Source organism: Flavobacterium daemonense, from assembly GCF_007341385.1.
Taxonomy (GTDB): Bacteria; Bacteroidota; Bacteroidia; order Flavobacteriales; family Flavobacteriaceae; genus Flavobacterium; species Flavobacterium daemonense.
In genome coordinates, this window is the sequence record NZ_VJYD01000004.1 from 224,206 (window position 1) to 249,934 (window position 25,729).

At 33.2% G+C, this 25,729-nt stretch carries 18 protein-coding genes; 4 read left to right on the top strand and 14 right to left on the bottom strand.

Going from position 1 to position 25,729, the window contains the following annotated elements:
• Positions 1-80 precede the first annotated feature (80 nt).
• The 13 genes from yidC to FND99_RS07280 form a co-directional block, all read right to left on the bottom strand.
• A complete protein-coding gene (yidC, locus tag FND99_RS07220; protein WP_144337299.1) occupies positions 81-1,988 on the bottom strand; it encodes a membrane protein insertase YidC in 1,908 nt (635 codons plus the stop codon).
• Positions 1,989-2,065: 77 nt separating this feature from the next.
• Positions 2,066-3,679: a CTP synthase gene (locus FND99_RS07225; protein ID WP_144337300.1), complete on the bottom strand. Its 1,614-nt coding sequence runs from the start codon at positions 3,677-3,679 to the stop codon at positions 2,066-2,068.
• A gap of 222 nt (positions 3,680-3,901) precedes the next feature.
• Positions 3,902-4,939, bottom strand: a complete 1,038-nt coding sequence (locus tag FND99_RS07230) for an HlyD family efflux transporter periplasmic adaptor subunit (protein WP_144337301.1) — start codon at positions 4,937-4,939, stop codon at positions 3,902-3,904.
• Positions 4,927-5,226, bottom strand: a complete 300-nt coding sequence (locus FND99_RS07235) for a hypothetical protein (protein ID WP_144337302.1) — start codon at positions 5,224-5,226, stop codon at positions 4,927-4,929. Before FND99_RS07235 ends, FND99_RS07230 begins: the two co-directional genes overlap by 13 nt.
• Positions 5,219-7,405: a peptidase domain-containing ABC transporter gene (locus FND99_RS07240; RefSeq protein ID WP_144337303.1), complete on the bottom strand. Its 2,187-nt coding sequence runs from the start codon at positions 7,403-7,405 to the stop codon at positions 5,219-5,221. Before FND99_RS07240 ends, FND99_RS07235 begins: the two co-directional genes overlap by 8 nt.
• A gap of 497 nt (positions 7,406-7,902) precedes the next feature.
• The gene (locus tag FND99_RS07245) at positions 7,903-8,751 is read right to left on the bottom strand and encodes a hypothetical protein (RefSeq protein WP_144337304.1); all 849 of its coding nucleotides are present in this window, start codon (positions 8,749-8,751) and stop codon (positions 7,903-7,905) included.
• Positions 8,752-8,813: 62 nt separating this feature from the next.
• Complete coding sequence (locus FND99_RS07250) at positions 8,814-9,650, bottom strand: DUF6625 family protein (RefSeq protein WP_144337305.1); 837 nt, start codon at positions 9,648-9,650, stop codon at positions 8,814-8,816.
• 247 nt (positions 9,651-9,897) lie between these two features.
• A complete protein-coding gene (locus tag FND99_RS07255; protein WP_144337306.1) occupies positions 9,898-10,611 on the bottom strand; it encodes a tetratricopeptide repeat protein in 714 nt (237 codons plus the stop codon).
• 75 nt (positions 10,612-10,686) lie between these two features.
• The gene (locus FND99_RS07260; protein WP_144337307.1) at positions 10,687-10,920 is read right to left on the bottom strand and encodes a DUF3820 family protein; all 234 of its coding nucleotides are present in this window, start codon (positions 10,918-10,920) and stop codon (positions 10,687-10,689) included.
• A gap of 298 nt (positions 10,921-11,218) precedes the next feature.
• On the bottom strand, positions 11,219-13,147 hold the full coding sequence (nagB, locus tag FND99_RS07265; RefSeq protein ID WP_144337308.1) for a glucosamine-6-phosphate deaminase: 1,929 nt from the start codon (positions 13,145-13,147) through the stop codon (positions 11,219-11,221).
• A gap of 33 nt (positions 13,148-13,180) precedes the next feature.
• Positions 13,181-14,554, bottom strand: coding sequence for a sugar MFS transporter (locus FND99_RS07270; protein ID WP_144337309.1), 1,374 nt, complete (start codon positions 14,552-14,554; stop codon positions 13,181-13,183).
• A gap of 177 nt (positions 14,555-14,731) precedes the next feature.
• Positions 14,732-15,607, bottom strand: a complete 876-nt coding sequence (locus FND99_RS07275; RefSeq protein WP_144337310.1) for a sugar phosphate nucleotidyltransferase — start codon at positions 15,605-15,607, stop codon at positions 14,732-14,734.
• A 10-nt stretch (positions 15,608-15,617) separates the two neighbouring features.
• Positions 15,618-16,709 carry a mevalonate kinase family protein gene (locus FND99_RS07280; protein WP_144337311.1) on the bottom strand — a complete coding sequence of 364 codons (1,092 nt, stop codon included), beginning with the start codon at positions 16,707-16,709 and terminating at the stop codon, positions 15,618-15,620.
• A gap of 231 nt (positions 16,710-16,940) precedes the next feature.
• Here FND99_RS07280 and FND99_RS07285 point away from each other — a divergent pair, with 231 nt between their 5' ends.
• On the top strand, positions 16,941-17,978 hold the full coding sequence (locus FND99_RS07285; protein WP_144337312.1) for a LacI family DNA-binding transcriptional regulator: 1,038 nt from the start codon (positions 16,941-16,943) through the stop codon (positions 17,976-17,978).
• Positions 17,979-18,222: 244 nt separating this feature from the next.
• Here FND99_RS07285 and FND99_RS07290 read toward each other — a convergent pair whose 3' ends face one another.
• On the bottom strand, positions 18,223-18,861 hold the full coding sequence (locus FND99_RS07290) for a sugar-binding protein (RefSeq protein WP_144337313.1): 639 nt from the start codon (positions 18,859-18,861) through the stop codon (positions 18,223-18,225).
• A 708-nt stretch (positions 18,862-19,569) separates the two neighbouring features.
• Here FND99_RS07290 and FND99_RS07295 point away from each other — a divergent pair.
• The 3 genes from FND99_RS07295 to FND99_RS07305 all read left to right on the top strand — a co-directional run bounded on the left by FND99_RS07295 (position 19,570) and on the right by FND99_RS07305 (position 25,724).
• Positions 19,570-22,668: a SusC/RagA family TonB-linked outer membrane protein gene (locus tag FND99_RS07295; RefSeq protein WP_144337314.1), complete on the top strand. Its 3,099-nt coding sequence runs from the start codon at positions 19,570-19,572 to the stop codon at positions 22,666-22,668.
• Positions 22,669-22,700: 32 nt separating this feature from the next.
• Positions 22,701-24,212 (top strand): RagB/SusD family nutrient uptake outer membrane protein, encoded by a 1,512-nt coding sequence (locus tag FND99_RS07300; protein ID WP_144337315.1) that lies wholly within the window; start codon positions 22,701-22,703, stop codon positions 24,210-24,212.
• Between the two features lie 99 nt (positions 24,213-24,311).
• On the top strand, positions 24,312-25,724 hold the full coding sequence (locus FND99_RS07305) for an aryl-sulfate sulfotransferase (protein WP_144337316.1): 1,413 nt from the start codon (positions 24,312-24,314) through the stop codon (positions 25,722-25,724).
• Positions 25,725-25,729: the final 5 nt, after the last annotated feature.

The following is a 25,729-nucleotide window of genomic DNA, read 5'->3' on the forward strand; positions in this document are numbered from 1 at the left end:
TAAGCTTTAACGAAAATGCTTGTGATAAAGTATGTTCTAAAAATAAAAAAATCCCGATGAATCGAGATTTTTTTATTGAATTATTTCTTTTTATTTGCTTTTGCCGCTTCTTGCTGTTCCATTACTTCATTAAGACGTTGTTGGAATTTGCTAGGTTTTTTAGGCTCTTTTAATTTGTTCTCTTGAATTTGAGCGTGAATTTTATCGCTATCTACAATGTAATTCTTGATTACAAACATAATTCCGATTGTGATTAAGTTTGAAATAAAGTTATATAAAGCTAATCCAGAACCATAATTATTGAAGAAAACCAACATCATTAATGGCGAAACATAAATCATGATTTTCATCATTTTAGCCATGTCCGGCATTCCTTCTTGCTGAGGCGCAGCCATTTGCTGATCTCCAGAAGTCATTTTCATGTAGAAGAAAATCGCAATTGCCGCCAAGATTGGGAACAAACTGATGTGATCTCCATAAACCGGAATTGAAAATGGTAATTTTACAATTGAGTCAAAAGATGATAAATCGTCTGCCCAAAGGAAGCTTTTTTGTCTTAACTCAAAAGCTGCAGGGAAAAACTGGAACGATGCATACATAAAAGGAAGCTGAATCAACGCCGGGATACATCCTGCCATTGGGTTTACTCCTGCTTTGTTGTACAGTTTCATTGTTTCCTGCTGTTTTTTCATTGGGTCTTTTTTAAATTTTTCTCCCAATTCAGCAATATCTGGTCTTAAAACTTTCATTTTTGCCTGAGACAAGAATGACTTATACGTAATTGGCGACATAGCCAATTTGATGATAATTGTAAAGATAATAATCGCAATACCTAATGATAATCCGATAGTTGAACTTAAAAATCCGAATAAAGGGATAAAGATCCATTTGTTGATCCATCCAAAAATTCCCCATCCTAATGGAATGATTTTCTCGAAATTTTTGTCGTAAGCTTTTAATGTTTTATAATCAGCTGGTCCAAAATACAAGCTCATTTTGTAATCAACCTCTCCATTTGAAAATGCCAAAGGTAAATTAGCTCTGAATTGTTTTGTGAAAACCGTGTCGATTTTTTCGTCTTTAACTAAATTATCAGACTGTAATTTAGAAGTCTCAAAAGGTTTTTCAGTAGCTAAAATCGTTGTGAAAAAGTGTTGTTTGAAAGCTACAAAACTCACTTTAGTAGGAGTTTCTTCTTTCCCTTGTCCAGCGCCTACACTACTATATTTCGATTCTTCGTATTTGTAATCAACCAGAGAGAAACGATTCTCATAAGCAATACTTTTCTCGTTTCTGTACGTTTTTAAATCCCATTGCAAATCTAATGGTTTCGCCGAATTTAAAACTTTGTTCAAACCTTGAGAACGAATATCAAAACCAACTAAATAATCGTTAGGTTTTAAAACATATTTGTACTCCAAAAATTCATTAGCACCTGCTTTCAAACGCATTGACAAAACCTGATCTTGACCAATTTTTTCTAAAGTTGGCTCAAAATACAAATCTTTAGAATTTAAAGTTCTGTTGTCAGTAGTCTGTAACTGAATATTTAAGTTTGAATTATTGTCTTTAATTAACTCAACTAATTGTTTAGAGCCTTTTTTAAATTTTTCGAATTCTTTTAAAGTTGCCTCAACAATGTAACCGCCTTTGTTAGCGATTTTAAGCTTAATCTTCTCGTTTTCAATTGTTGTAAAAGATTCTTTTGCAGAAGGAAGTGTTGCAGAATAAGCAAATCCACCTAATGTTTTTTGCAATTGTGCCAATTGAACTGTATCACCTGGAGTTGCAGCAGTAACTGGCGCAACAGCCGTTTTAGCTTTATCAGCTTTAGCTTGAGCTTCTTGTTTAGCAACTAATTCTTTCTTGGCTTTTTCAGCAGCAATTTCCTTCTCAGAAGGCTGATTTTGATACATGATCCAAATCAAAATTCCGAATATCAATACAAAACCAATGATTGAATTAAGGTCTAATTTTTTTTCTTCCATTATTTTAAAAAAAGTTATTCGTTTGAGGTTATTAGTTATTCGTTTTAGTTAAAAGTTACACCTCTTAGAATGAATTATTATTTTTTGTGCGCATTTACAGCGGCAGCCACAAAGTTTACAAAAATAGGGTGCGGATTTGCAACCGTACTTTTGTATTCTGGGTGGTATTGTACGCCAATAAAGAACGGGTGGTTTTCAAGCTCTACGATTTCTACCAATCCTGTATCTGGGTTTACTCCAGAAGCTTTTAAACCTGCTTTCTGCAATTCGTCAGCGTATTTATTGTTGTACTCATAACGGTGGCGGTGACGTTCAGAAATTGTTTTCTGTCCGTAGATTTTATGCGCAAGAGTATTTGGTTTAATATCACATTTCCAAGCTCCTAAACGCATAGTTCCACCTTTATCAGTAATCGTTTTCTGTTCTTCCATTAAATTCACAACCGGATGAGGTGTTTTATCGTTCATCTCTGTTGAATTTGCATCGGCGTAACCTAAAATATTTCTAGAATACTCGATAACAGACATCTGCATTCCTAAACAAATTCCGAAAAACGGAATATTATTTTCACGAACGTAACGAACTGCTTCAATTTTTCCTTCAATACCTCTTTCGCCAAAACCTGGAGCAACCAAAACTCCGTCAAGAGTTCCTAATTTCTCTTTCACATTATCAGCATTAATATGCTCTGAGTGAATTGAAATTACATTTACTTTAGTCTCATTTGCTGCACCTGCATGAATAAACGCCTCTAAAATAGATTTGTAGCAATCCTGCATTTCAACATATTTTCCAACTAAACCAATGTTTACATTATGTTTTGGATTTTTTAATCGGCGTAAGAAAGTGTTCCAGTTTTTTAAATCTGGAGACGCTTTTTTAGGTAAATCCAATTTCTTTAAAGCCACAACATCTAATCCTTCTTCAAGCATTAAATTTGGAACTTCATATATTGTAGAAGCATCAATTGATTGAATAACCGCTTCTTTTTTAACATTACAAAACAAAGCCAGTTTTTGACGCAGTTCTTGAGACAATTCGTGCTCTGTTCTGCAAACTAAAATATCCGCTTTGATTCCGCTTTCCATCAACGTTTTTACAGAGTGCTGAGTTGGTTTTGTTTTTAATTCTCCAGCAGCAGCCAAGTAAGGAACTAAAGTTAAATGAATAACGATTCCGTTGTTTTCACCTAATTCCCACACTAATTGGCGAACAGACTCTATATAAGGTAGCGACTCAATATCACCAACAGTTCCACCAATTTCAGTAATAACAATATCATAATCGCCAGATTTACCCAGCAATTGCATTCTGTCTTTAATTTCGTTTGTGATGTGAGGAACAACCTGAACTGTTTTTCCTAAAAATTCTCCTCTTCTTTCTTTCTCAATAACCGAAAGATATACTCTTCCTGTAGTAACGTTATTAGCCTGAGAAGTTGGAACGTTCAAGAAACGCTCGTAGTGACCTAAATCTAAATCTGTTTCTGCACCATCATCTGTCACATAACATTCTCCATGCTCATACGGATTCAAAGTTCCTGGATCCACATTAATATACGGATCAAATTTTTGAATAGTTGTACGGTATCCTCTTCCTTGTAACAATTTTGCTAAAGATGCTGCAATGATCCCTTTTCCTAATGAAGAAGTCACACCGCCTGTAACAAAAATATATTTTGTTTGATTCATTCTGTTGTTGTTTGTAAGTAGTTGTGTAAAAAACTTGGCAAAAGTACAAATTTAATTAGACAATTTATCAATTCGAGAATGAGATAATTTGCAAATTTTTAAACAGATCGATTAAGTGGTTTTGTAATCGATAATTTTAACTTTTAATTAGAGATTTTTTTGAAGAATATGATTAGAAAAGAATGTACGGTGATAGAATATTATAAAATGAATTAACAATGGTTATTTTAATTTATATCTCAAATTATCAAAAAATCTCTGGATAAGTCTTCGATCCTCAGTAATGATTTCAGCACTTCCTTTTGCTTCAGCATGAAAATTTAATTCAACGCCATAATTAGTTTTTAATCCAAAGGGTAAACTGACATCAACAAGATAAGAATTAACTTTATTTTGATTATCTGACAAAGCTTGCTGATTTGTTGCCAATGATATTCTTTTTACTTTTCCTTTTACAGAACCATATTCGTTATATGGATAATTATTAAGTTTAATAATAACACTTTGTCCTACTTTTATTTTTCCTGATCCATTTTCTGGCAAATTAACCTGCCCAATCAATTGATTAATATTTGGTACAATTTTAAACAATTCCTGTCCAGACTGAATGTAATCATTATTTTTTATAAAATTTAGAAAATCAATTTTACCTTCAATAGGAGAAACAAAAACATAAGTTCTTTCCCATTTTTTCACTGCATCTATCAAATCATAGTAGCTATTAAACAAATTAACTATAAGTTCTCTTTCTTTAACCGCTTTTTCAATTGCAATAACCTGAGCTTTATTCTGAGTTTCATTTATCTGATAAGCAGTATTATTAATTTCCTTGTCAATAGCATAATAATCTAATTCACTATTCGCTTTAGCAATAAGGGAATGCTCAATATCAGCTTTAGAAGTTACATCTTTTGCAAATAGTGTTGAGTCTTTTTTAAATAAACTTTGAGATATTTTATATTTTATTTTTTGATTTTGAGCATCATTTTTTAATTGAGAAAATTTAACCACTTGCAATTCTAATAACTTTTGATTTATTTGTTTTTGGAATTCATAAGGCTGTTGCACTGAATAATCTAAATATTGATATAACGAATTTAAAAAATTAAAATATTTATTATTTATCTCACCTAATGATAAATTTTCTGGAAATGAATGACGGTTTTCTTTATAACTAAGCTGATGAATATTTGTTTTATAAAGCATTTTGTCTAAAAGTTTTACATCTTCCACATTTGCTTCATTTTTTATATAAGCCAATATTCACCTATTCTAACTTTTGCTCCTGATTTATTTTCTAACAAAATAATATTACCTGAAGTTGTAGCTATTAATTTGACAGGAGCCTGACGTGTATTTATAACAATTTGACCTGCAAGTATTGACGGATACTTTATAAGCCAACCGAATAAAAGCAGAAGCAACACTAATCCGACTACCACAGCGCTTATTGTAGTTCCAAATTTAGTTGGCATTCGTTCAATTATCGAAGCCACTTCTTCTGTTCTATTTTCGTTAAGCGTTTTATGAAATCCTTTTTTAGCCATTTATAGTATCTCCTATTTGTGTTTTAACCAATTGATAATAATGTCCGTTCTCTCTGGTCATCAGCATATCATGATTGCCAATTTCAGTGATGTAACCATTTTTCAAAACTATTATTTGATCCGCTTTGCGAATGGTACTCAATCTGTGAGCTACAACTATTACAGTTTTATTTTTAAATATTTCTTCTAGCGCCATAACAATTTTTTGCTCATTTATAACATCTAAAGAATTTGTTGCCTCGTCAAAAAACAAATAATCAGGATTTTTATACAAGGCTCTTGCAATTAAAACACGTTGTTTTTGTCCTCCACTTAAACCTCTTCCGCTTTCTCCCATCATGGTTTGATACCCTTTTGGCATTGCTTCAATTTCAGTCGCAATATTAGCAGCAGTTACCGCTTTTTTCAATCTAACAAAATCTATATTTTCATCATCTAAAACAATATTATTCTGGATCGTGTCGCTAAAAATTTTGCCATCTTGCATAACTGCCCCACAGCTTTCGCGCCATTGCTTTAAGTTAATATTCTGAATATTCAGATTCCCCATCGACAATTCACCATGAGTAGGATTATATAATCTTAAGATAAGTTTTAATAAAGTTGTTTTGCCACTTCCGCTGTCACCAACGATTGCTGTCACTTTTCCTTCAGGAATCATAAGGGAAATATTACTCAAAATATAATCACCATTACGGCTGTATTGAAAACTCACATTTCGTAAAAACAAACTTTTGTCTTCAGGCAGTTTTATATTATTGTTGATGTCGTTTTCTTCTTCATTTTCAAGCTCGTGAATTTCGTTAAGCCTTAAAAAACTTATTTTGGCATATTGAGCCGATTGAATAAATGAGATAAACTGCATAATTGGACCATTCAACATTCCTATTATAAACTGAGTCGAAATCATTACTCCAAAAGTGATATCGCCTTTTATCACTGCTTTGGCGCAATAAAATGTAATCACTAAATTGGTTAACTGATTGATAAACTGTGCACCAAGGTTTTGTGCATTTGTGATGCGAAGTATTTTTTGATCAATTTTGAATAACTGTACCTGAAGTGCTTCCCACTTCCATCTCTTTTGCTTTTCGTAGTTATTAATTTTAATATCCTGAATACTTCCTATAGTTTCTACCCAATAACTTTGATTTTTGGTATGAACATCAAAATATTCCCAATCCAGTTTTTTTCTAAATTGAAGAAAAAACAAAACCCATCCTATAAATAACGAACTTCCAATCACATAAATCAAACATAAAATTGGACTGTAAATAAAGAGGATAATTCCGAAAATGAAAAAGGTTAAAATAGAAAAAACAAAATTGAGCGAATTGTTCATAATAAAATCACGGATACGCTCGTGATCCTGTGCACGCTGTAAAATATCTCCAATTAACTTATTTTCAAAAAAAGTAATGGGCAGCTTCATTAATTTGATCAAATAATCTGATATCAGCGAAATATTGATTCTTGAAGTCAGATGAAGTAAAATCCAATCCCGAATCATGTTACTTAACAAAATACTTACTATAATTGTAATATTGGCAATTAAAACCAGATCTATAAAATCTAAATCATTAGTCTGAATACCTACATCTATAACTGATTTTGAAATAAATGGCAAAAATGCCTGCAATAACGTTACGATAAGCATTACTACAAATAAGTTTATAAAACTCTTTTTGTATGGAGTAAAATAACCTAAGAAATTTTCGAGCGTCTTGCGTCTTTCTAATTTATCATTTATTGATCGTTGTTTAAAATCTGCCATAGGCTCGATTGCTAAAACTGCTCCCGTTTTAGATTCTTTCAACCAGCCATTCTTAAAATCATCAAATAAATATTTCAAAAGTCCTTTTGCGGGATCAGAAACAAAAATATGTTTATTGTTTATTTTATAAACCACAATAAAATGATTGTCCTGCCAATGTACGATACATGGCAAGGGAATTACCTTTAAAGCATCAAAATCTATCTTAATACTTTTAGTACGCAAACTGATTTTTTCGCAAGCATCGCTGAGATCTAAAAAACTAACGCCTTCACGTGTGATACCGCATAAATCGCGTAAAAAAGGCAGGCTATAAAACCTGCCGTAATATTTAGTAATTATCTTTATACACGTGGGACCACAATCTTTGGTATCGAGCTGATTCTCATGAGGAAAATAAATCATATATAATTTTATAAATTTTAAAATTTACCACTTCTAATTAAAGTTTAGTAAACTCTAATATCAAACCAATAACATAAAAAATTATTATCGGTACACAAAAACAATAAAAACTTAAAGTTTTACTATTAAAAAAAAGATCTTCTTCAGAGAAATATTTTAATTTCTTGCATAAATTGTACATGAGAAAGCATAACAAAATCATACAAAATAGTCCTATCAAATGAATTATAAAATCTTTATATTTCTCATCCATAATCAACTTTTCCCTACGTTTATACATTATAAAGCCTAAAAAAATCCCTAATCAAAGCATAAATCAAACCAAGTATTAAAAAAAAACTTAAATAAAATCTAAAAGTCAAACCTTTTAAATAAAAGTTTTTTTTTAAAAAATCTTTCGGATCATGGTACTTCTTGAAGCGCATGATCCAAAAAAAAATGAGAAAAATTATCCCTAAAAAGTAAATCATCAAACTTTCATACTTGTTCATAGTACTTTATTTTCTTACTGTATGCATATAATCAAACCAACGATCTGAGGCAACGGCATACATTTCTACCATTGCATTATCAAATCCTATTGCGCCTGCTCTTTGACTGAAAAGCTGAGTGTAAACTTCAGGTGCGTAATTCAGACCAATTTTAATTCCCCATTTTGCATAATCAAAAGGTTCTTGACTTTTTAAATCAAGGTACAGCTCAGCAACAGTGCCAATTTTAGAAATCCCTCCACCTATTGCCATCATCGGACCTCCAACCAGAGCCCCAACACCTGTAGTGGACAATCCTGCTCCAGCCATAGTAAGAGAATCACCGAAATCTTGAAAAACTCGAGATAAATTTTCAATTGTTTTAAATTCGCCATATGGATCGTGATTAATGCTCATCCCTTGTGCAAGAACACTTCCGTCACTTAATGTCCCTTTTCCTCCAGTTAAATAATCCATATTAACAAAATTATTTATCTGATACATCGTTGGTTCATTTTTTAAAATAACACGTTCCCAATCTAAGTAATCAACGATACGTTTTATAATCGCTGGATCACTTGTTATGATCCCATTACTTGATTGAGTCCATCCAGGCGTATAATTAGTTGTTGACGAACTACCGCCACCATTAGATGAACTAGTTCCTGCTGAAAATCCCGATTCCCAACCTTGAGTATTACCGTAATACCCCCCAGATCCACTGAAGGCTGGAGGATTGCTTCCTCCATATTCTAATGAGCCTCCCAAATAATTGCCTCCAGTCATACCTGAGCCAGAACCTCCCATTATTGATTTCATCTCTTCTTTACACATTGTACCCTCAATATTTGAAAAACTCATTTTTTTAATTCTCATAGTAGTAAATTTAAAAGTTACTCCACAAACATACATAAAAAAATGAAAGAAAAATCTTATTTTTAAATTTTAACAATTGATGTTTTAGTAAATTTAAATATCTGAGGCAATGGTTTTAAAATTTTCCTATTTATACAAATCGTTTTAAATTGAATCAAGTGATAAAACATTACTTCATATGTCTCTTTATAAATTAATCTCCCTCTATTCCATTCAATATTACCAGGTAAACCTTCAACTATTATGAAATCAAAATATGCTTTTAACTTTCCATCCTTTTCTTCTTTTTTAATAACGTAAGTCATACTTTCTATTTGATTTGGAATTTCTAATATTGATATCCCTGTTTTTAATCTTTCAAAAAGAAAATTACACTCATCAAAGCAAAAATGAATTGGATTACTAAAAACTATTTTATAATCTTTACTTTTTAGAAACAATTTATTGATATATTCATTATTTCTAAATAAGCAAAAAGAGCCCGTTACATAATCATGCCGGCTACTTATTATATCATGATTATTCAAAACTTCTTCCGTCATAAATCTCCTGATAGATCCATAAACAATATCAATATCAGTTATTCCCCAGAAATCATAACCTTTTATAATTTCAGGAAATAAAAAACCATAAGCAGGTTTGAAATCACAAAGTTTATACGGATAATCAATGTTTACTTTGAAGCCAAGCTTTTCAGATGCAGAAGCTTTTATCTCATCCAGTGTTTTGTAAATGATTTTTACATTATCCGGTTTGTTGCCAATCTTATTTTTATTATCAGTAATAATATAAAAATCGACAGTTGGGTTAAAAGAGCAAGAATGCAAAAAATAAGGAAAGTACCAAGGAAATTTGCCATACCAACAAGTAATACTTGCTATAGAAGTAAGTTTAGGCATAAAAAAAATATTATAATTTAAAAAACACTGACTTGTACACATTATATGAATTCAGTCTTGAATTCTGTGGTATCACTTTGTTTTTGGAAATTATAATATTTTTGTATTTCAAACTTAAATAAAAAAAATTAAACCTCCAAAGGTTTTTCTTACTATTTAATACATTCAGTATATCGTTTAAAAATAATTCAAATATTGATAAACTAATAATTTTGTTTAAATGGAATTTAGAATAAGTTAAGGCAAATTATCTAGAGTCAAGAGGAATCCCCCATTTTTCAAATAAATCAACATTTACTCCTTTATTTTTAGCTGAAACGTATTTAACCATAGTGTTAAAAATAGAATTTATTTCTGCTTTAATAGCTGGCCGTTTTTTTTCATCTCCTTCCACTCTTATTATCTCAAGACTTAAAGAATCATTAGCGGTCACAGTGAATCTTACTAAGAGATGTCCTCTAAAATTATCATATAGAAATCGAGAACTTTGAAATTTCCTAACTAAAATTTGGGTGAATTTTGGATTTATATTATTGTTTTCAATTAATAGGTATTCTTTTCCTTTATAAACAAACTTAGGTTTTTCCTCAACATCTTCTATTGACATTATTGATCCATTTCTAAAATTAGGGCAATGTGTTTTAATCAATTTTAATGCTTCTCCATCGTTTAATAAAAAAGCTTGATAAAAATGCTCGCACGCATTTTCATTATCTCCTAATTCCAACTCGGAAGCACCAAGATTGTACCATCCGTTCTTATCATTTGGAATTACATTTGTTACTTTAGAATAAATTTCTTTAGCTAGCAAAAATTTGTTTTCAGAATATGCTTTTTCACCATTAGCCATTAATTCGTCAATTTCTTTTGTCTGCGAAAAGCCATTCTGAATAAAAAAGAAAATAAAAACTATTAACCAATTTAATTCAGCCTTTGTTTTTTTATTACCTATAATTTTCATGATTTTTTAGTCAAAAATACACAAAAAAGAAAGTAAAAACCTACATTTTAAAAAATTATTTTATGAACATCTACTTTATATTGGTTTGGCATATTGTTTCTTAATATTCCGTATTAATTCCTCTAAACCGTTTAGTTTTAATTCATAAATAAGCTGTAATTGCTGGCCTAATTCGCCTTTTGGAAAACCTTTATTATGATACCAAACGACATAATATTCGGGTAAATCAATTAAAAAACGGCCCTCGTATTTCCCGAAAGGCATTTTGGTGTGAGCTAATTTTATGAGAAGTTTTTTGTCTTGTTCCATAGGTTAGAAGAAAAAAGAAGCAAGAAGAAAGATTTAATAAATTTTCTGCTTATTTGATTACATGCAAAACTACCATTTATTTTTTCTTTTGCCACAGATTAAAAGGATTCTCACGGATAACAACTTATATTCTCAGAAAATCAGCGACTTAGAATGTAAACAAAAAAAAGAAGCAAGAAAAAAGAACGTATTTTAATTCTCTCTCCCTGCTTCAAAATTATTATTTGACTAGTTACTAATTTTCTAAAAGACTAAGAAAAAAAACCTTAGAATCTTAGCCCCTTAGAACCTTAGCATCTTAATAATGCCATCTCACAAAAGCTTCCATCGCTGCATAAGTCGCTAAACCTAATTGATGATATAGAGCAGCTGTTTCGTGGTTTCTATCTTCGGCTCTTTGCCAAAATTCTCTGGCATCAGTTCCTTGAAAAACAACACCGTCTTTTTGTGATTGGTGTTTGAAAATTCCATGGCGTTTTGCCAAAACCTGATCTGGGCTCATAGGAACTGCCATCTCCACTTCGTCAATTCCCCATTCCTGCCAAGCACCTCGGTACAACCACAACCAACAATCATCCATAAATGATTTAGGTTTTAGAACTTTTACAGCTTCAAAAATAGCATCAAGACAAACTTTATGCGTTCCGTGCGGATCTGCCAAATCTCCAGCAGCGTAAATTTGGTGTGGTTTGATTTTCTCAATTAAATCAACTGTCAACTGAATATCTTCTGGACCAATTGGTTTTTTCTCAATTGTTCCCGTTTCGTAGAATGGCAATTCCATAAAATGGATTTGTTCATCTGGAAGACCAACAAAATAACTAGTTGCTCTCGCCTCTCCTTTTCTGATCAATCCTTTGATATAGCGAACCTCTGGAATATCAATTTCACTGTTCTTTTTATTCTCTAAAAAGGTCTGTGCCTTTTTGTAAATATCGTCTGCTTCTTGACTTTTGATTCCGAATTTCTCATTGTAATCAATTACGAATCTTGCAAAACGAAGCGCTTCATCATCCGCGACAGCGATATTTCCAGAAGTCTGATATGCCACATGCACTTCATGTCCTTGCTCCTGCAAACGCATAAAAGTTCCTCCCATACTAATAATATCATCGTCTGGATGAGGACTGAAAATCAACACACGTTTTTTAGCTGGTTCTGCTCTTTCAGGACGATTTGCATCATCTGAATTTGGTTTTCCTCCTGGCCAACCTGTAATTGTATTTTGTAATTTATTGAATATTTTGATATTAATATCATACGCCGGACCTGAATCTGCCAATAAATCGCTCATTCCGTTTTCGATATAATCAGCATCTGTAAGCATTAAAATTGGTTTTTTAAGGTCTAATGCTAATCCTAAAACCGCTTTACGAGTTAATTTATCTGTCCAAACAATTTTTTCAACCAACCAAGGCTTATTGATTCTTGTCAGTTTTGAAGACGCTTCTTTATCTAAAATAAATACCGCATTATCATGCTCTTGCAAAAATGAAGCTGGAACTCTGTTTGTTACTTCATCTTCAACTGATTTTTTTACAATATTTGATTTTCCTTCTCCCCAAGCCAATAAAATGACTCTTTTGGCTTCCATGATTTTTTTAACTCCAAGCGTGATTGCTGTTCTTGGTGTGTTATTCAATCCGAAGAAATCTTTACTCGCGGCTACTCTTGTGATGTGGTCTAATGCTACTAATCGTGTTTTTGAATTTTGAAGCGAACCCGACTCATTGAATCCGATATGTCCGTTTCCTCCAATTCCAAGAATCTGCAAATCGATGCCGCCAAGCGCTTCAATTTTAGCTTCATATTCATGACAATAATCTGCAATTTGCTCTTTTGTCAAAAGTCCGTCTGGAACGTGAGCGTTTTCAGGTAAAATATCGACATGGTCAAACAGCAATTCTTTCATAAAACGAACATAACTGTTGATTGAGTTTGGCTCCATTGGATAATATTCATCCAAGTTAAAACTGATTACGTTTTTAAAACTCAAACCTTCTTCTTTATGCAAACGAACTAATTCAGCATACAATCCTTTTGGAGATGAACCTGTTGCCAAACCCAAAATACAAGGCAAGTTTTCTTTTTGTTTTGACTGAATCAAAGCTGCAATTTCTTGAGCAACTGCCTTTGAAGCTTCTGACGAATTTTCAAAAACAACCGTATTGATGTTTTCGAATCGTTTTTCGAATCCTGTTGCTTTGTCGATTTTACTTTTTAACATGATATAGTTTTTTATTAATTTCTCATATTCATTTTACCATCTTCGGTATTTATGCCCTTTTACAGCATAAAAAAGAATCATCAAATACGATGGCAAAATCATTAAATAAGCCAGCTGATTACCGCTTCGCGATGTTGCCTGTGTTCCAGCCGCAATATTTGCTGTATTTATAGTTTCGGTAATCAAACCATAAAACAAAGGAAAAATGGCACCGCCAATAATCCCCATAATCAAAATGGCGCTTCCTATTTTAGTGTATCCGCCCAAATCTTCTAACGCCATTGGCCAAATTGCCGGCCAGCAAAGCGCGTTTGCCAAACCTAACATGGCAACTAATAAAATTACAATTGGCAAACTCGGAATTCCCGGCAACTGCAATGTCAATTTAGGCGAAATCAAAACGATTGCTAGAACCAAAATAATTCCTAAAACGCCTGAGCCTTTTAAGGCCGTTACTTGTGAAAGGTGTTTTGGAATCAATGTTATTCCTAAAATATACCCTATTACCATAGCCGACATTGTAAAAGAGGTCAGTTTTAGATAAAAATTTCCCTCATCTCCATAAACACCTAACTGTTTTCCAAAACCACCAATTGAATCTCCTGCCAAAACTTCAGCAGCCAAATACAACATTAAAGTGATTACACCTAAAACCAATTGAGGACGTTTGAATGCATTTTTAATTTGTTTAAAAATGCTCATATTTGAAATATTTCCCTCTTCATCCAAATCAATTTCTGGGAGAGGTGAAAGCTTTACCAAAATAGCTAACACTATAATAATCAATCCCATATAAAGATAAGGCCTTTGCAATTGTAATGCAAGAGTATTTAAAGCATTTGATTTTGAAACAGCATCCAGCATTGCAATTTTATCTGCCGTGAATTCCTGCATATTTGACAAAACCATTGCTGTCAAAATAATTGGAGCTACAAATCCTGCTAATTTATTTGCAATTCCTAAAACGCTGATTCTTGCCGCAGCACTTTCTCTTGGACCAATTACCACTACATAAGGATTTGAAGCGGTTTGCAAAATTGCCAAACCGGTTCCCATTACAAAAAGTGCTATCAAAAACAGTAAAAAAGTACGGCTTTCCGCAGCTGGATAAAACAAAAATGCTCCTAACGCAATGATCAATAATCCGAGCGAAATACCATTTTTGTAGCCAACTTTCTCGATTACCCAAGATGACGGCACAGCCATTACAAAATATGCTATGTAAAAAGCAAAAGTTACAAAGTAAGCCTGTGCAGAAGATAACTCGCAGGCCAATTCAAAAAATGGAATTAAAGGCCCATTGAGCCAGGTTACAAAACCGAGAATAAAAAATAATGCGGTCAGAATAACCATCGGAATAATTGCATTCCTTTTTTCTGCTTGGATGACGTTTTCAATGTTTGACATACTACTTTGGGTTGATTGTTAATAGATTTTTTTTTGCTTCCAATCTATGATAGAATCAACGCTAAATACCTAATTTGCATTTTTTGCGCAATTTTTTGCAATTTTTTTGCAATGCAAATGTAATACAATAAGAAATACGTACGCCTAAAATAGATATGAATTTTTTGTTAATATTTTTTAAGACTCCCAGTCAAGTACTGGATAGTGTTTTTTAAGATATTCTTTAACGTCAGCAATATCTTCCTTTGCCGTCAAATCTGGAACATGCTCTGAAAATGGAATTCCTATTGTGGTTTTCGGATTTGCTTTTGCTGCGTTCAAAAGTACTGTCGGCAATTCTTTCTCGTCTCTTTCAGGATTTACAGGACAATTTTTCAAATAAAAATAAAGTGTTTTTCCAGTGAATTTAAAAGCATTCATACTCACTCTAATTTTTCCTTCAACATCTTTATAATGTTCCAAATCAGAAGCTTCTGGTTTTTCTAAAATATCAAGAAGTTGATTGTTTTCATCTAATTTCGCAATCGCAAAACGAGAAATTCTTTCTAAAGGAAATTCTAAAGCATCGCGGTCGTAACTAATAAAAGCGTTTGGACTATCTGTTTTTCTTAATGCCAATAAAGCTTCTGCAGAATATAAATTGTCGCTATTACAAACCGAATATTCCGCTTTATTCAATTCAGGGAACTGCTCAACTGCCTGGAATAAAGCATCGGCTGTACCAAAAGGCTTCACTCTTCCTTCGGGAATATACTGAACTGCAAATGAAATATTTAGTCCATGAAAATCATTATTAGTATCGTGGTTTCCGTAAAATTCTTTGAATAATTCTCCTTGTTCTCCAATAATGATGTAAATATTTTGATAACCTGCTTTTTTTGCATTCAATAAAAGATAATCCAACAAAGGTCTGCCGCTTGCTCCCACGCCAATTAAGCCTTTGCTTCTTTCATTTGCTTGAGCAATTTCTTCTGGAGTTAAATTATCTGTAATGGCTTCTTTTTTCATGCGTGACGACGCGCCGCCCGCAAGAATAACTAAATTGTTGTGCATGTTTCTTTCTCTAAATTTCAATATTTTCAATAATTCTCACACCTGGATCAACTGATACGCCATACGCTTCTTGTGCCCCGGCTTTTAAAATCGCTTCGATAACTGCAGTTTCATTTTTAGGATCAGCAATAACAACAATGCTTCCACCACCACCAGAACCAACAATTTTTGCGCCGTAAGCACCAGCACGCAACGCAGCATTGATCATATCATCGATTCGCGGCACTGTAATTTTCAATAAATCACGCAATACTTCATGATGCTGATTCATCCAGAAACCGATTTTTTTAAGATCCAAAACCGGCTTTTCAAATTCTTTTAAGGCTTCTTTTGTATAATGATAATTTTTTAAAGCCGCTTCAAAAAACGGAATCAAACGGTCTGGAAGACAGTTCTTATACTGGTCAATATCTTCAATTTGTGAGGCATTTAAATCAAAATCAGGATACTGCTGCTTTACGATAGCAATTGCCATCAAAGCATTTCCTTTCAATTCGCCAATTAATCCAATTGTTTCTTTTGGAACACCAGAAACACCTGTAATCAAGCCTTTTAATTCTGTACCAATACATTTGTAAGAAAATGGCTCCTTTGTATTTATGTACACAATATTTCCTGCTCCAATGCTAAAATGATCCATCATTCCGCCTGGTTCTCCATGTTCTAAAACTTCTGATGCATATCCCATTTTGGCAATAAAATCGGGAGTTGCTTCTTCATTGGCACCAAAAGCTTCAATCAAAAAACGAATCCAAGCCATCAATAAAGCTGATGAACTTGATGTTCCTGAATTAATTGGAATATCACCCGTAATGGTAATATTGTAACCAGTTGTAGGAATACAGCCGTTTCTGCGCAAAACACGCAACGAAGACGCAAAATAGTCTCGTGGTTCTAATTTTTCGAAAGTGGCATGAATATCAATGATACGAACCTCATTAATATCAATCATATTAATAACAAATGTATTGGTGTTATTTTGCTCTGCTGTCAGCTTAATATTTCGGTCGATCGCGCAGGCTATAACAGGCAAACCTAAATAGTCCTGATGATCTCCAAAGAGACAGGTACGGCCCGGGGCTAATGAAGTAATTTTTTTCACGTAAAAACTTTACATTAAAATACTGCAATTCAATGTTTTACAATATTTATTGGTTATAAATTTATTTTAGATCTTCAGTTTTGATTCCACGAAACTATATATTATATTTTGATAAAACAAGAAAAAAACAAAAAATGTGCTCGAACACACTAAAAAAATGTTCTCGAGCACACAATGAAATTATAGCAAAGTTTTTTCTTATAATTAATTAAAGTTTTTATATTTGCTTATATGGATAAAAAGTACACGATAAAGGATATTGCAAAAATGGCAGGCGTTTCTAAGGGAACTGTCGATCGTGTTTTGCATAATAGAGGAAAAGTTTCTCCGGCTGCGCTTGAAAAAATCAATGAGGTGCTGAATGTCATTGATTATGAACCCAACTTGATTGCCAGAAATTTAAAAAATACTAAAATATACCGCATTTGCGTATTTCTTCCCGATCCTGAAATTGATCCTTATTGGCGTCCCTGCGTAAACGGAATTCAAGAAGCGATTTTAGAATTTAAAGCGTATGGCGTCATTATTGAAACCTATTACTTTAATCCAGAAAGCAAAAAATCTTTTTTAAAAACGCACGAAACTATTATTGCGCAATCTCCTGATGCTGTTTTGCTTGCTCCTCTATTTCATAAGGAAACGGTTGAAATCATCAAACAATACGACGAATTGGGAATTATGGTGAATACCTTTAACAACCAAGTTGAATCTTCTTCGATTAAAAGTTTTGTTGGTCAAGATCTTCACAAAAGCGGACGCGTTGCCGCGAGTTTGATGAATCTAATTTTAAGCAAAGGCCAAATTGCCATTATCCATATTGATGAAAGTCTGAAAAATGCTGTTCACATGCAGGAAAAGGAAAAAGGCTTCAGAAATTATTTTGATGAAAAAAAGCTTTCCGAATTTTCTTTGACGACTCTCAAACTCAAATATTCGAACATCGAAACTAAATTTTCTGCCTTTATTGAAGAAAATCCAGATTTAAGCGGTATTTTCATTACGACTTCAAAAGCGTATCAAATTGCCTCTATTTTGTCTTCTGCAAAAAACAAAAAAATTGCACTTATTGGTTATGACTTGATCGAAAAAAATGTCAATTTCCTAAATCAGGGATTGGTTCATTTTTTAATTCATCAAAATCAAAAAAGACAGGCTTATTTGGGAGTCAGCACTTTAGTGGATCATTTTTTATTCCGAAAAGAAATTCCGGAGACTATTTTGCTTCCTATCGATATTATTAATGTCGAAAATGCTTCTTTTTATTCTTGAGTTACTATTTCTAAGGTTCTAAGGTTCTGAGATACTATCCCGAGGTTTCGGGACTGAATTTTTTGTTTTGCGAAAAATTTGCAGATAAAGCCGTAAATGCTTTTACGTATAGCTTGTCATTTCGACGAAGGAGAAATCTTCGCAAGTAACTCCGTAATGAAAATCAAATCTTTGTTGAGTATCTCGTGGAGATTTCTCCTTCGTCGAAATGACAATATTGGGTCCATATTGCTTTTGTGACGAATTACTTCATCAAAATCAATTTCCCAAAAGAAGAAGCAATATGAAAATTCGGTTCAGGAGTTTGTGGATTTACCCATGAAATCCAGGTTGGTTCATAATTCCGATTTTCATTTTTAGAAAATTTAGCTCTAAAAATTCCAGTTTCAATAGTATTGTTCTGAATCAAATTCAATTGGTTCAATGATTTAATGCTGATATTTCCCTCAACAACAAAAGAAACTTCGTCTTTTGATGCTTTTATATTCAATTCCGCTTTTGGCCATTTCCATCCAAAATCGAAATCTTTGTTTGGCTTTGCCTTAAAATCCATTAATCTTGCCGAAGTATCCATTTCGAGACAATAATATGGATTCAAAGAATCATTTTCTCTAAAAAAAAGTTCGACGCGATCAGAATTTCCAATACTATCAAAACTATTATCTTTTTCGTCTATATAAATATCAGTATCAAAGACTCTGAATTGAAAATAGATATTTTCGAAATCCCAAAGTGCACGAAATTCGATTTTTGAAAACGGTTTATTATTCCAAGGCGATGAAAAATCGGTGAGGCAATTTGCATTTTTCCAAACCGAAAAATCCAAAATTCCGTTCTCCTTTTTCAGATTTTTATCTATTAAAACTACGTGATATTCTTTCATGATTTTACTTCTAAATTTTCTTGTTTTTTGACTTTCTAAAAAACCGCAATTCGCTAAAATTTCCGTCCCTTTTTAGAGCTGTTTTTTTGAACCTCAATATTCGCATATAATTTTCTAAAAAAGTGTGCTTAAAATTTCTTCAGAATCTTCTTAAATCAATTTTCCTACTAAAAACCAACATCAGAAAATCCTGTATAATATCCACATTTTTGGATTCGTAATTGCGAAATTCATAAGATTTTATCAAAACATCATTTATAATTCATCTAAACAGCAATTTCGCATAAAAAAGCCATGAATACAAAGATGCTTTTATTTCCAAAATATTTTATAAAAATAGCAAGAATTTAAGTGAAAAAAAATGTTTCACACAATTTTATGTGCTCGAGAACATGAATTTTGTGTGTTCGAGCACATTTTTTGTGTTTTTTCTTGTTTTATAAAAATATAATCTATAGTTTCGTCAGAGATTAATCTTAAAACTTAGTTAAAACGGTTAAAATTTTGGTGATTTTCAACCTTGAAAAATGATCAAAAAGGAACTAAACAAGCTGAATTTCGATTGAAAAATGAGATAGAATTTTCAATTGAAAATGATCTTAAAAAAAAGTCGAATAAAAAAACAAAAATGAATTTGCCAATCAAAAAAGAAATCTAAAACCTACAAACAAAAAAACAATTAAACATTAACCAAAACCAATTTTTAGTATGAAATTATTAACCCAAAAAAAGCCAAGAGATTTTCGGATTAACAATTTATCTCGTAAAGAAATCAAACTGACAGTTCTATCACTATTAGTTTTTACATTTCAAGCTTCGGCTGCTGCATCAATAAGCACTTCAGATAAAAATTACACTTCATTATTTTTTGAGAAAACGATAAAAGGTACAGTAACTGATCAGAATGGTTTGCCTCTTCCGGGCGCAAATGTTGTCGTAAAAGGTTCTTCTAAAGGTGTTCAGACAGATGTTGACGGAAGTTTCTCTATTACAGTAGCAGATAACGTTACTAAACTGGTTGTTACCTACATTGGTATGGAAGATCAAGAAGTAACAGTAACTAATTCTCCTCTGAAAATTGTCATGAAAGAAGCAGGACAAAAACTAGACGAGGTTGTTATTGGGTACGGAAAAGCTAAGAAAAAAGATCTTACAGGTGCTGTAGCTTCGGTTGGCAAAGACAATTTAAACTTAGGTGGTACTGTTGCCAATGTTGGTCAAGCCTTGCAAGGACGTGCTTCGGGGGTTCAAGTACAGCAAAATAGCTATGCTCCGGGAACTAATCCATCTGTGGTTATTCGTGGAGGAAACTCGATCACCACTTCAAATGCGCCATTGTACGTAGTTGATGGATTTATTACAAGTACTGGTGCATCGATCAGCCCGAATGATATTGAAAGCATCCAGATTCTTAAAGATGCTGCTTCTACTGCAATTTACGGTTCTCGAGGTGGAAATGGAGTTATCATGATTACGACTAAAAAAGGAAAATCAGGTAAAATGCAAATTGAAGGCGAGATTTCTGATGGTTTCCAAAACATTATTCAGGAACCATCTTTATTGAACGGACAACAATATGCTTCTATTCAAAATGCTATTGCTGCTGAAAACGGAAGACCAGCGGTTTTTCCTCCAAGTTTTCCTATTGCAAATACAAATTGGTTTGAAGCGGCGACTCGTCCTGGCGAAGTTTTAAACAGAACGTTGACTTTTAGCGGAAGCGATAAAACATCCAAATTTTTCTTGTCTGGAAATTATTTAAAACAAACCGGAGCCATTGAAAACACTGATTTTACAAGATACAGCGTTCGTATTGGAACAGAGAAAAAATTTACTGAAAAAGTTACTGTAGGCGCAAATGTATATGGGGCTGCAAGTGAAGGACATAATAGTGATTTTGGTGATAATATTTTGTCTCCAATGTTCTCTATCCAGACTGCACCTCCTTCAATTCCTATTTACAATGCTGATGGTTCTTATTACAAATACCAAGGAAAAGATAACGCTTTGGCACTTTTGCTTGAACCAACAAACCACACAATCAATAGATTGGTGAACGGTAACATGTTTATGGATTATGAAATCATCAAAGGTTTAACCTACCACTTTGGAGCCGGCGCAGAATGGCAAGAAAATATTCAAGGACTTTATACACCAAGAACTCTTGTTGCTGGTGCTGCCTTAAACGGTACGGGTTCTGAGGAAAATAAAACGTATTTTAGATGGAGTACAGAACAATATTTGACGTATAAATTCAATATTAAAGAACAACATTCTTTTACGGCAATGTTTGGAACATCTAACCAAAAAGATACTTACGAAAGAATGAAAGCGGCTGGTTCTGGTTTCGCAAATGATATTTTGACGTATTACAATCTTGAAAGTGCTTCGGTTTACTTGAAACCAGAAACGCAAAAACAAGAAACAAAACTTACTTCTTATTTTGGAAGGTTGGGTTATGCTTTTGACGACAAATATTTAGCTTCATTTACTATTAGACGTGACGGTTCTTCTCGTTTTGGTCCAAATAATAAATACGGTACTTTCCCTTCTGGAGCAGTGGCGTGGAGAATTTCAAAAGAATCTTTCATGCAAAATTTTGAAACGCTTTCAGAATTAAAATTAAGAGTTAGTTACGGTATTACAGGAAATGACGGAATTGCTGATTATGCGTACATGTCAACTTTACAGCCTTGGAACACTACTATTTCGGATGGTTCTTTTGAAGGTGGTAATGAACCTAAAAACTTAGCAAATCCCGATTTGAAATGGGAGCAGCAAGCACAAGCCAATATTGGTTTAGACATGGGATTCTTAAATGACAGAATCACTGCTACAATTGATGTTTACCAAAAGAAAACAACAGATGCCCTTTTAAACGTTCCTGTTGGAGGATGGTGGGGATTTTCGACACAAGTTCTTAACTCAGGATCAATAGAGAATAAAGGAATTGAGCTAGGAATAAGCAGCGAAAATTTCAGAAATGATAAATTCTACTGGAGAACATCTTTAAATGTTGCTTACAACAAACAAGAGGTGATTTCATTGGCAGACAATGTTAAAATCATCAGCTATAATACTTCTAATCCGAGTGGTACAGTTTCTGGACGTGAATTCACAAGACTTGAGCCAGGTAAAGAAATGGGATTATTATACGGATTCAAATATGCAGGTGTTGTAAAAACGGGCGAAGTATATGCGCCACAACCTTTATCAAAACCAGGTGATCCAAAATATGAAGATTTGAATGGAGACGGAAAAATAACTGCTGATGACAGAACTTATTTAGGAAATTCTACACCTCATTACATCATTGGTTTTAATAATGATTTGAGATTCGGAAATTTTGATGTGAACATTTTCTTCCAAGGAGCTCTTGACTATTCTGTTTACAACATGACTAAAATGGTTGGAGAATCAAGCACAAGCACTGATGCTTTGAACCGCTGGGTTGCTGGAACTAATGAAAACACTGATATTCCGAGAGATGGCTACTACAAAAGCTCATACGGAAGTTATGTAAATTCAAAATTTGTTGAAGATGCTTCGTACTTGCGTCTTAAAAATTTATCTATCGGATATTCGATTCCGGAGAGCCTTTTAAAACCAACGAAATTTATTGACAACATCAGATTGTATGCTACAGGCCAAAATTTATTGACTATCACTAAATATTCTGGAAACGATCCTGAAATTAACGGACATACTGGTACTGCCACGGCACAAAACCTTGGTGGTGGAATTGATTTCAACTCTTTCCCAGCTTCTAGAACGTTTATCTTAGGAATTAAAATAGCAATTCATTAATAGCTTTTTCAGTAACAATTAAATTTATCAAAATGAAAAAATATACAATATTATTGCTTTTACTTGCTGCAGGTTTGCAATATTCCTGTAATGAGGATCTGGATCCGACGGTATACAGCAGTTTAACTAATACAAACGGATATCAAACCAAATCTGATGCGATTGCTGCCGTTAATTCAATCTATGGCCGATTAAAAGGACCATCTGTTGGAGACAACTTTTCGTACTGGGCAACACGACATTTTGCGTTGACAGATATTGCGACAGATTTAGGTCATTGCCAATACGGTGGAGATCCGGGACAGTTGTCATTAGGAACTTGGAGTTCTACTAATGGTTTGCTTTTAGAAGACTGGAATGCGATGTATAAATTGGTTTCAAATGCAAACAACGCCATTTTTTACATCAGCAAAATGACTTCAATTACTGATGAAGAAAAAGCTCAGTTTATTGCTGAAGCTAAATTCTTAAGAGCTTCTGCTTATATGGATTTGACAGATTCTTGGGGACCAGTTATCTTAATTACAGAAGATAACCTAGCTAATCCAAACTATTTAGAGCAGACTCCTCCAACTTCTGTTGAAGAAATTGATGCATTTTTGGTTAAGCAATTAACAGATGCAGCAAATGTATTGCCTGTTAATTACAAGCAAAATACAATTTATGGCACAAATGATGTGGCACGTGCAACTAAAGGTGCTGCACTTACTTTATTAGCAAAACTTTACTTGCGCAATCACGACTGGCAAAAAGTTGCAACGCTTACACAACAGGTAATGGCTTTAAACGAATACCGTCTTTTTCCATCTTACTTAGGTTTGTTTAAAGAAAGCAACAAATGGTGCAGCGAAAATATTTTCTCTTCTTTGAGTGATGCGAACACAAACGGAACTGAATTATTAAATCATTTTGGTCCTGTTGATCACCCGGTTGTTCAAAATAGATGGCAGTATTATACTGTAAACTGGGATTTCTACAACACTTTTGGCGATGAAGATGAAAGAAAACAATGTTTCTTCCCAGAATTTATGGGAACGGATGGTCTTCTTCATAAACAAGCACCTTCATTAGGAGCTGAACCACCATCTGGCGAATTTTATATGCCAGACGTTTCAACTAGAAAATATGCCGATGATGAAACAACAACGTATTATGACGGACATAGTGTGAATATTTTACGTTATGCTGATGTTTTGTTGAGCAGAGCTGAAGCATTAAACGAAATTAGTGGTCCAACTCAAGAAGCTATCGACTTAATTAATCAAGTTAAAGGAAGATCACATGCAAAACTTTTGGTTTTGGCAGGATTGACAAAAGAGACGCTTAGAGATGCTATTTTGCAAGAAAGAGGTTGGGAACTTTTCTACGAAGGAAAACGTCGCGCCGATTTGATCAGAATGAACAAATATGATGTTCTTGTAAATGCATATCATCTTAGAGTTGGAGAAGCTGCTCTTGTTAAGATGCCACAAAACAAATATTACACATACCCACAAAGTCAGGTTGATCTTAACCCAAAATTAAGCAACGCCGACAGACAATAATAAATACCTAATCAAGAATAGACAGTTAAAATTGTCTGTCTATTCTTGATTTTTTAAACAAAAAAAGTACTTTTCTGTTTCACAAAGAAAACCTTTAAGATGATCAAAAAATTAGTATTAAAATGGAGTTTTATTTTGGTTTTGCTTGTTTTTGCAAGCTGTTCCAAAAATCATAACACTAGTATCACAAATATCAATATTGGGACTCATAGCAACAACGAACTGAAAATTCAGATCGATGTTACTACGAAGGACGATGTTCAGGTATATGCAGAATATTGGGCAGATGAAAAAGGAACGGAACATAAAATAACTTCTCCTATATCAAAAACTGGTTTTAAGCACTCTTTGGTTCTTTGCAATATCAGTCCGGAAACTAATTATAATTATCAATTGGTTACGATTCAGGACGGTGAAAAAAATACGAGCAAAATATATACTTTCAAATCAAGAAAATTGCCAGAATGGCTTCAAAAGCAATTCAAAGCAAATTGCCCAAAACCAGAATTATTGCCTGAAAATTTCAAAAAAGGCTTTATGCTTTTGGCAAAAAGAGAAACTCCAGGAACAGCTTATATAGTGGATTACAAAGGAAATTTAAGATGGTATCACACTGTTGAAGGAACTGGATTTAAAGTAGCTCATTTTACTAAAGATCAAACGATTCTTTCCATTTTAGGAACAAACGACGAACCTACAAGCTACGGAAGCGAGATCTTAGAAATCAATCTTCAAGGCGATACATTGACACACATTAAAAAAGGACAAGGCGATTTGAAACAAAGTATTCATCATGAAATTTTAAAGAAATCGGCTAATGAAATTGTTACAATAACGGTCGATCAAAAAATTATGGATTTGACTTCTATTGGAGGCAAAAAAAGAGATACAATTAATGGTGACGGAATTTTGATATTGGATAAAAAAGGAAAAAAAATCTGGAAATGGAGTGTTTTTGACGAATTGGATCCAATGAAAGACAAAGATTTGCTGAAAACAAAAAAAGACTGGACACACGCCAACAGTTTGAATTATGATACCGACGGAAATTTTCTGCTTTCCTTTTACAACAACGGACAAATTTGGAAAATTGACTCTAAAACAGGAAAAGTAATTTGGAAATTAGGCAAAGGCGGCACAATGAAAATGGCGCCAGATTCTAATTTTTCTCAGGCGCACGCTGCGCACATCAATCAAGAGGGAAGTTTGTTATTTTTTGATAACGGCGTTGACAAAAAGCAATCTTCTGTTTTTGCTTTAAAAATAAATGAAAAAGACAATTCAGTAAATCTGGATTACCAAATAAAATTACCAAAAGATATTTATAATGACAGAATGGGGAGCGCTTACATGATCAATAAAGATCTTTTTTTAGTTTGCTGTTCAAAAAGACATATAACAGTATTAATAAATAAAAAAGGAGTTTTGCTTTGGGCTTTAGAGTCTGAAATTCCGCCCTACAGAACACAGTTTATTGAAGAAGAAAAGATGAAGCCTTTTCTTCTAAATTAAAAAAA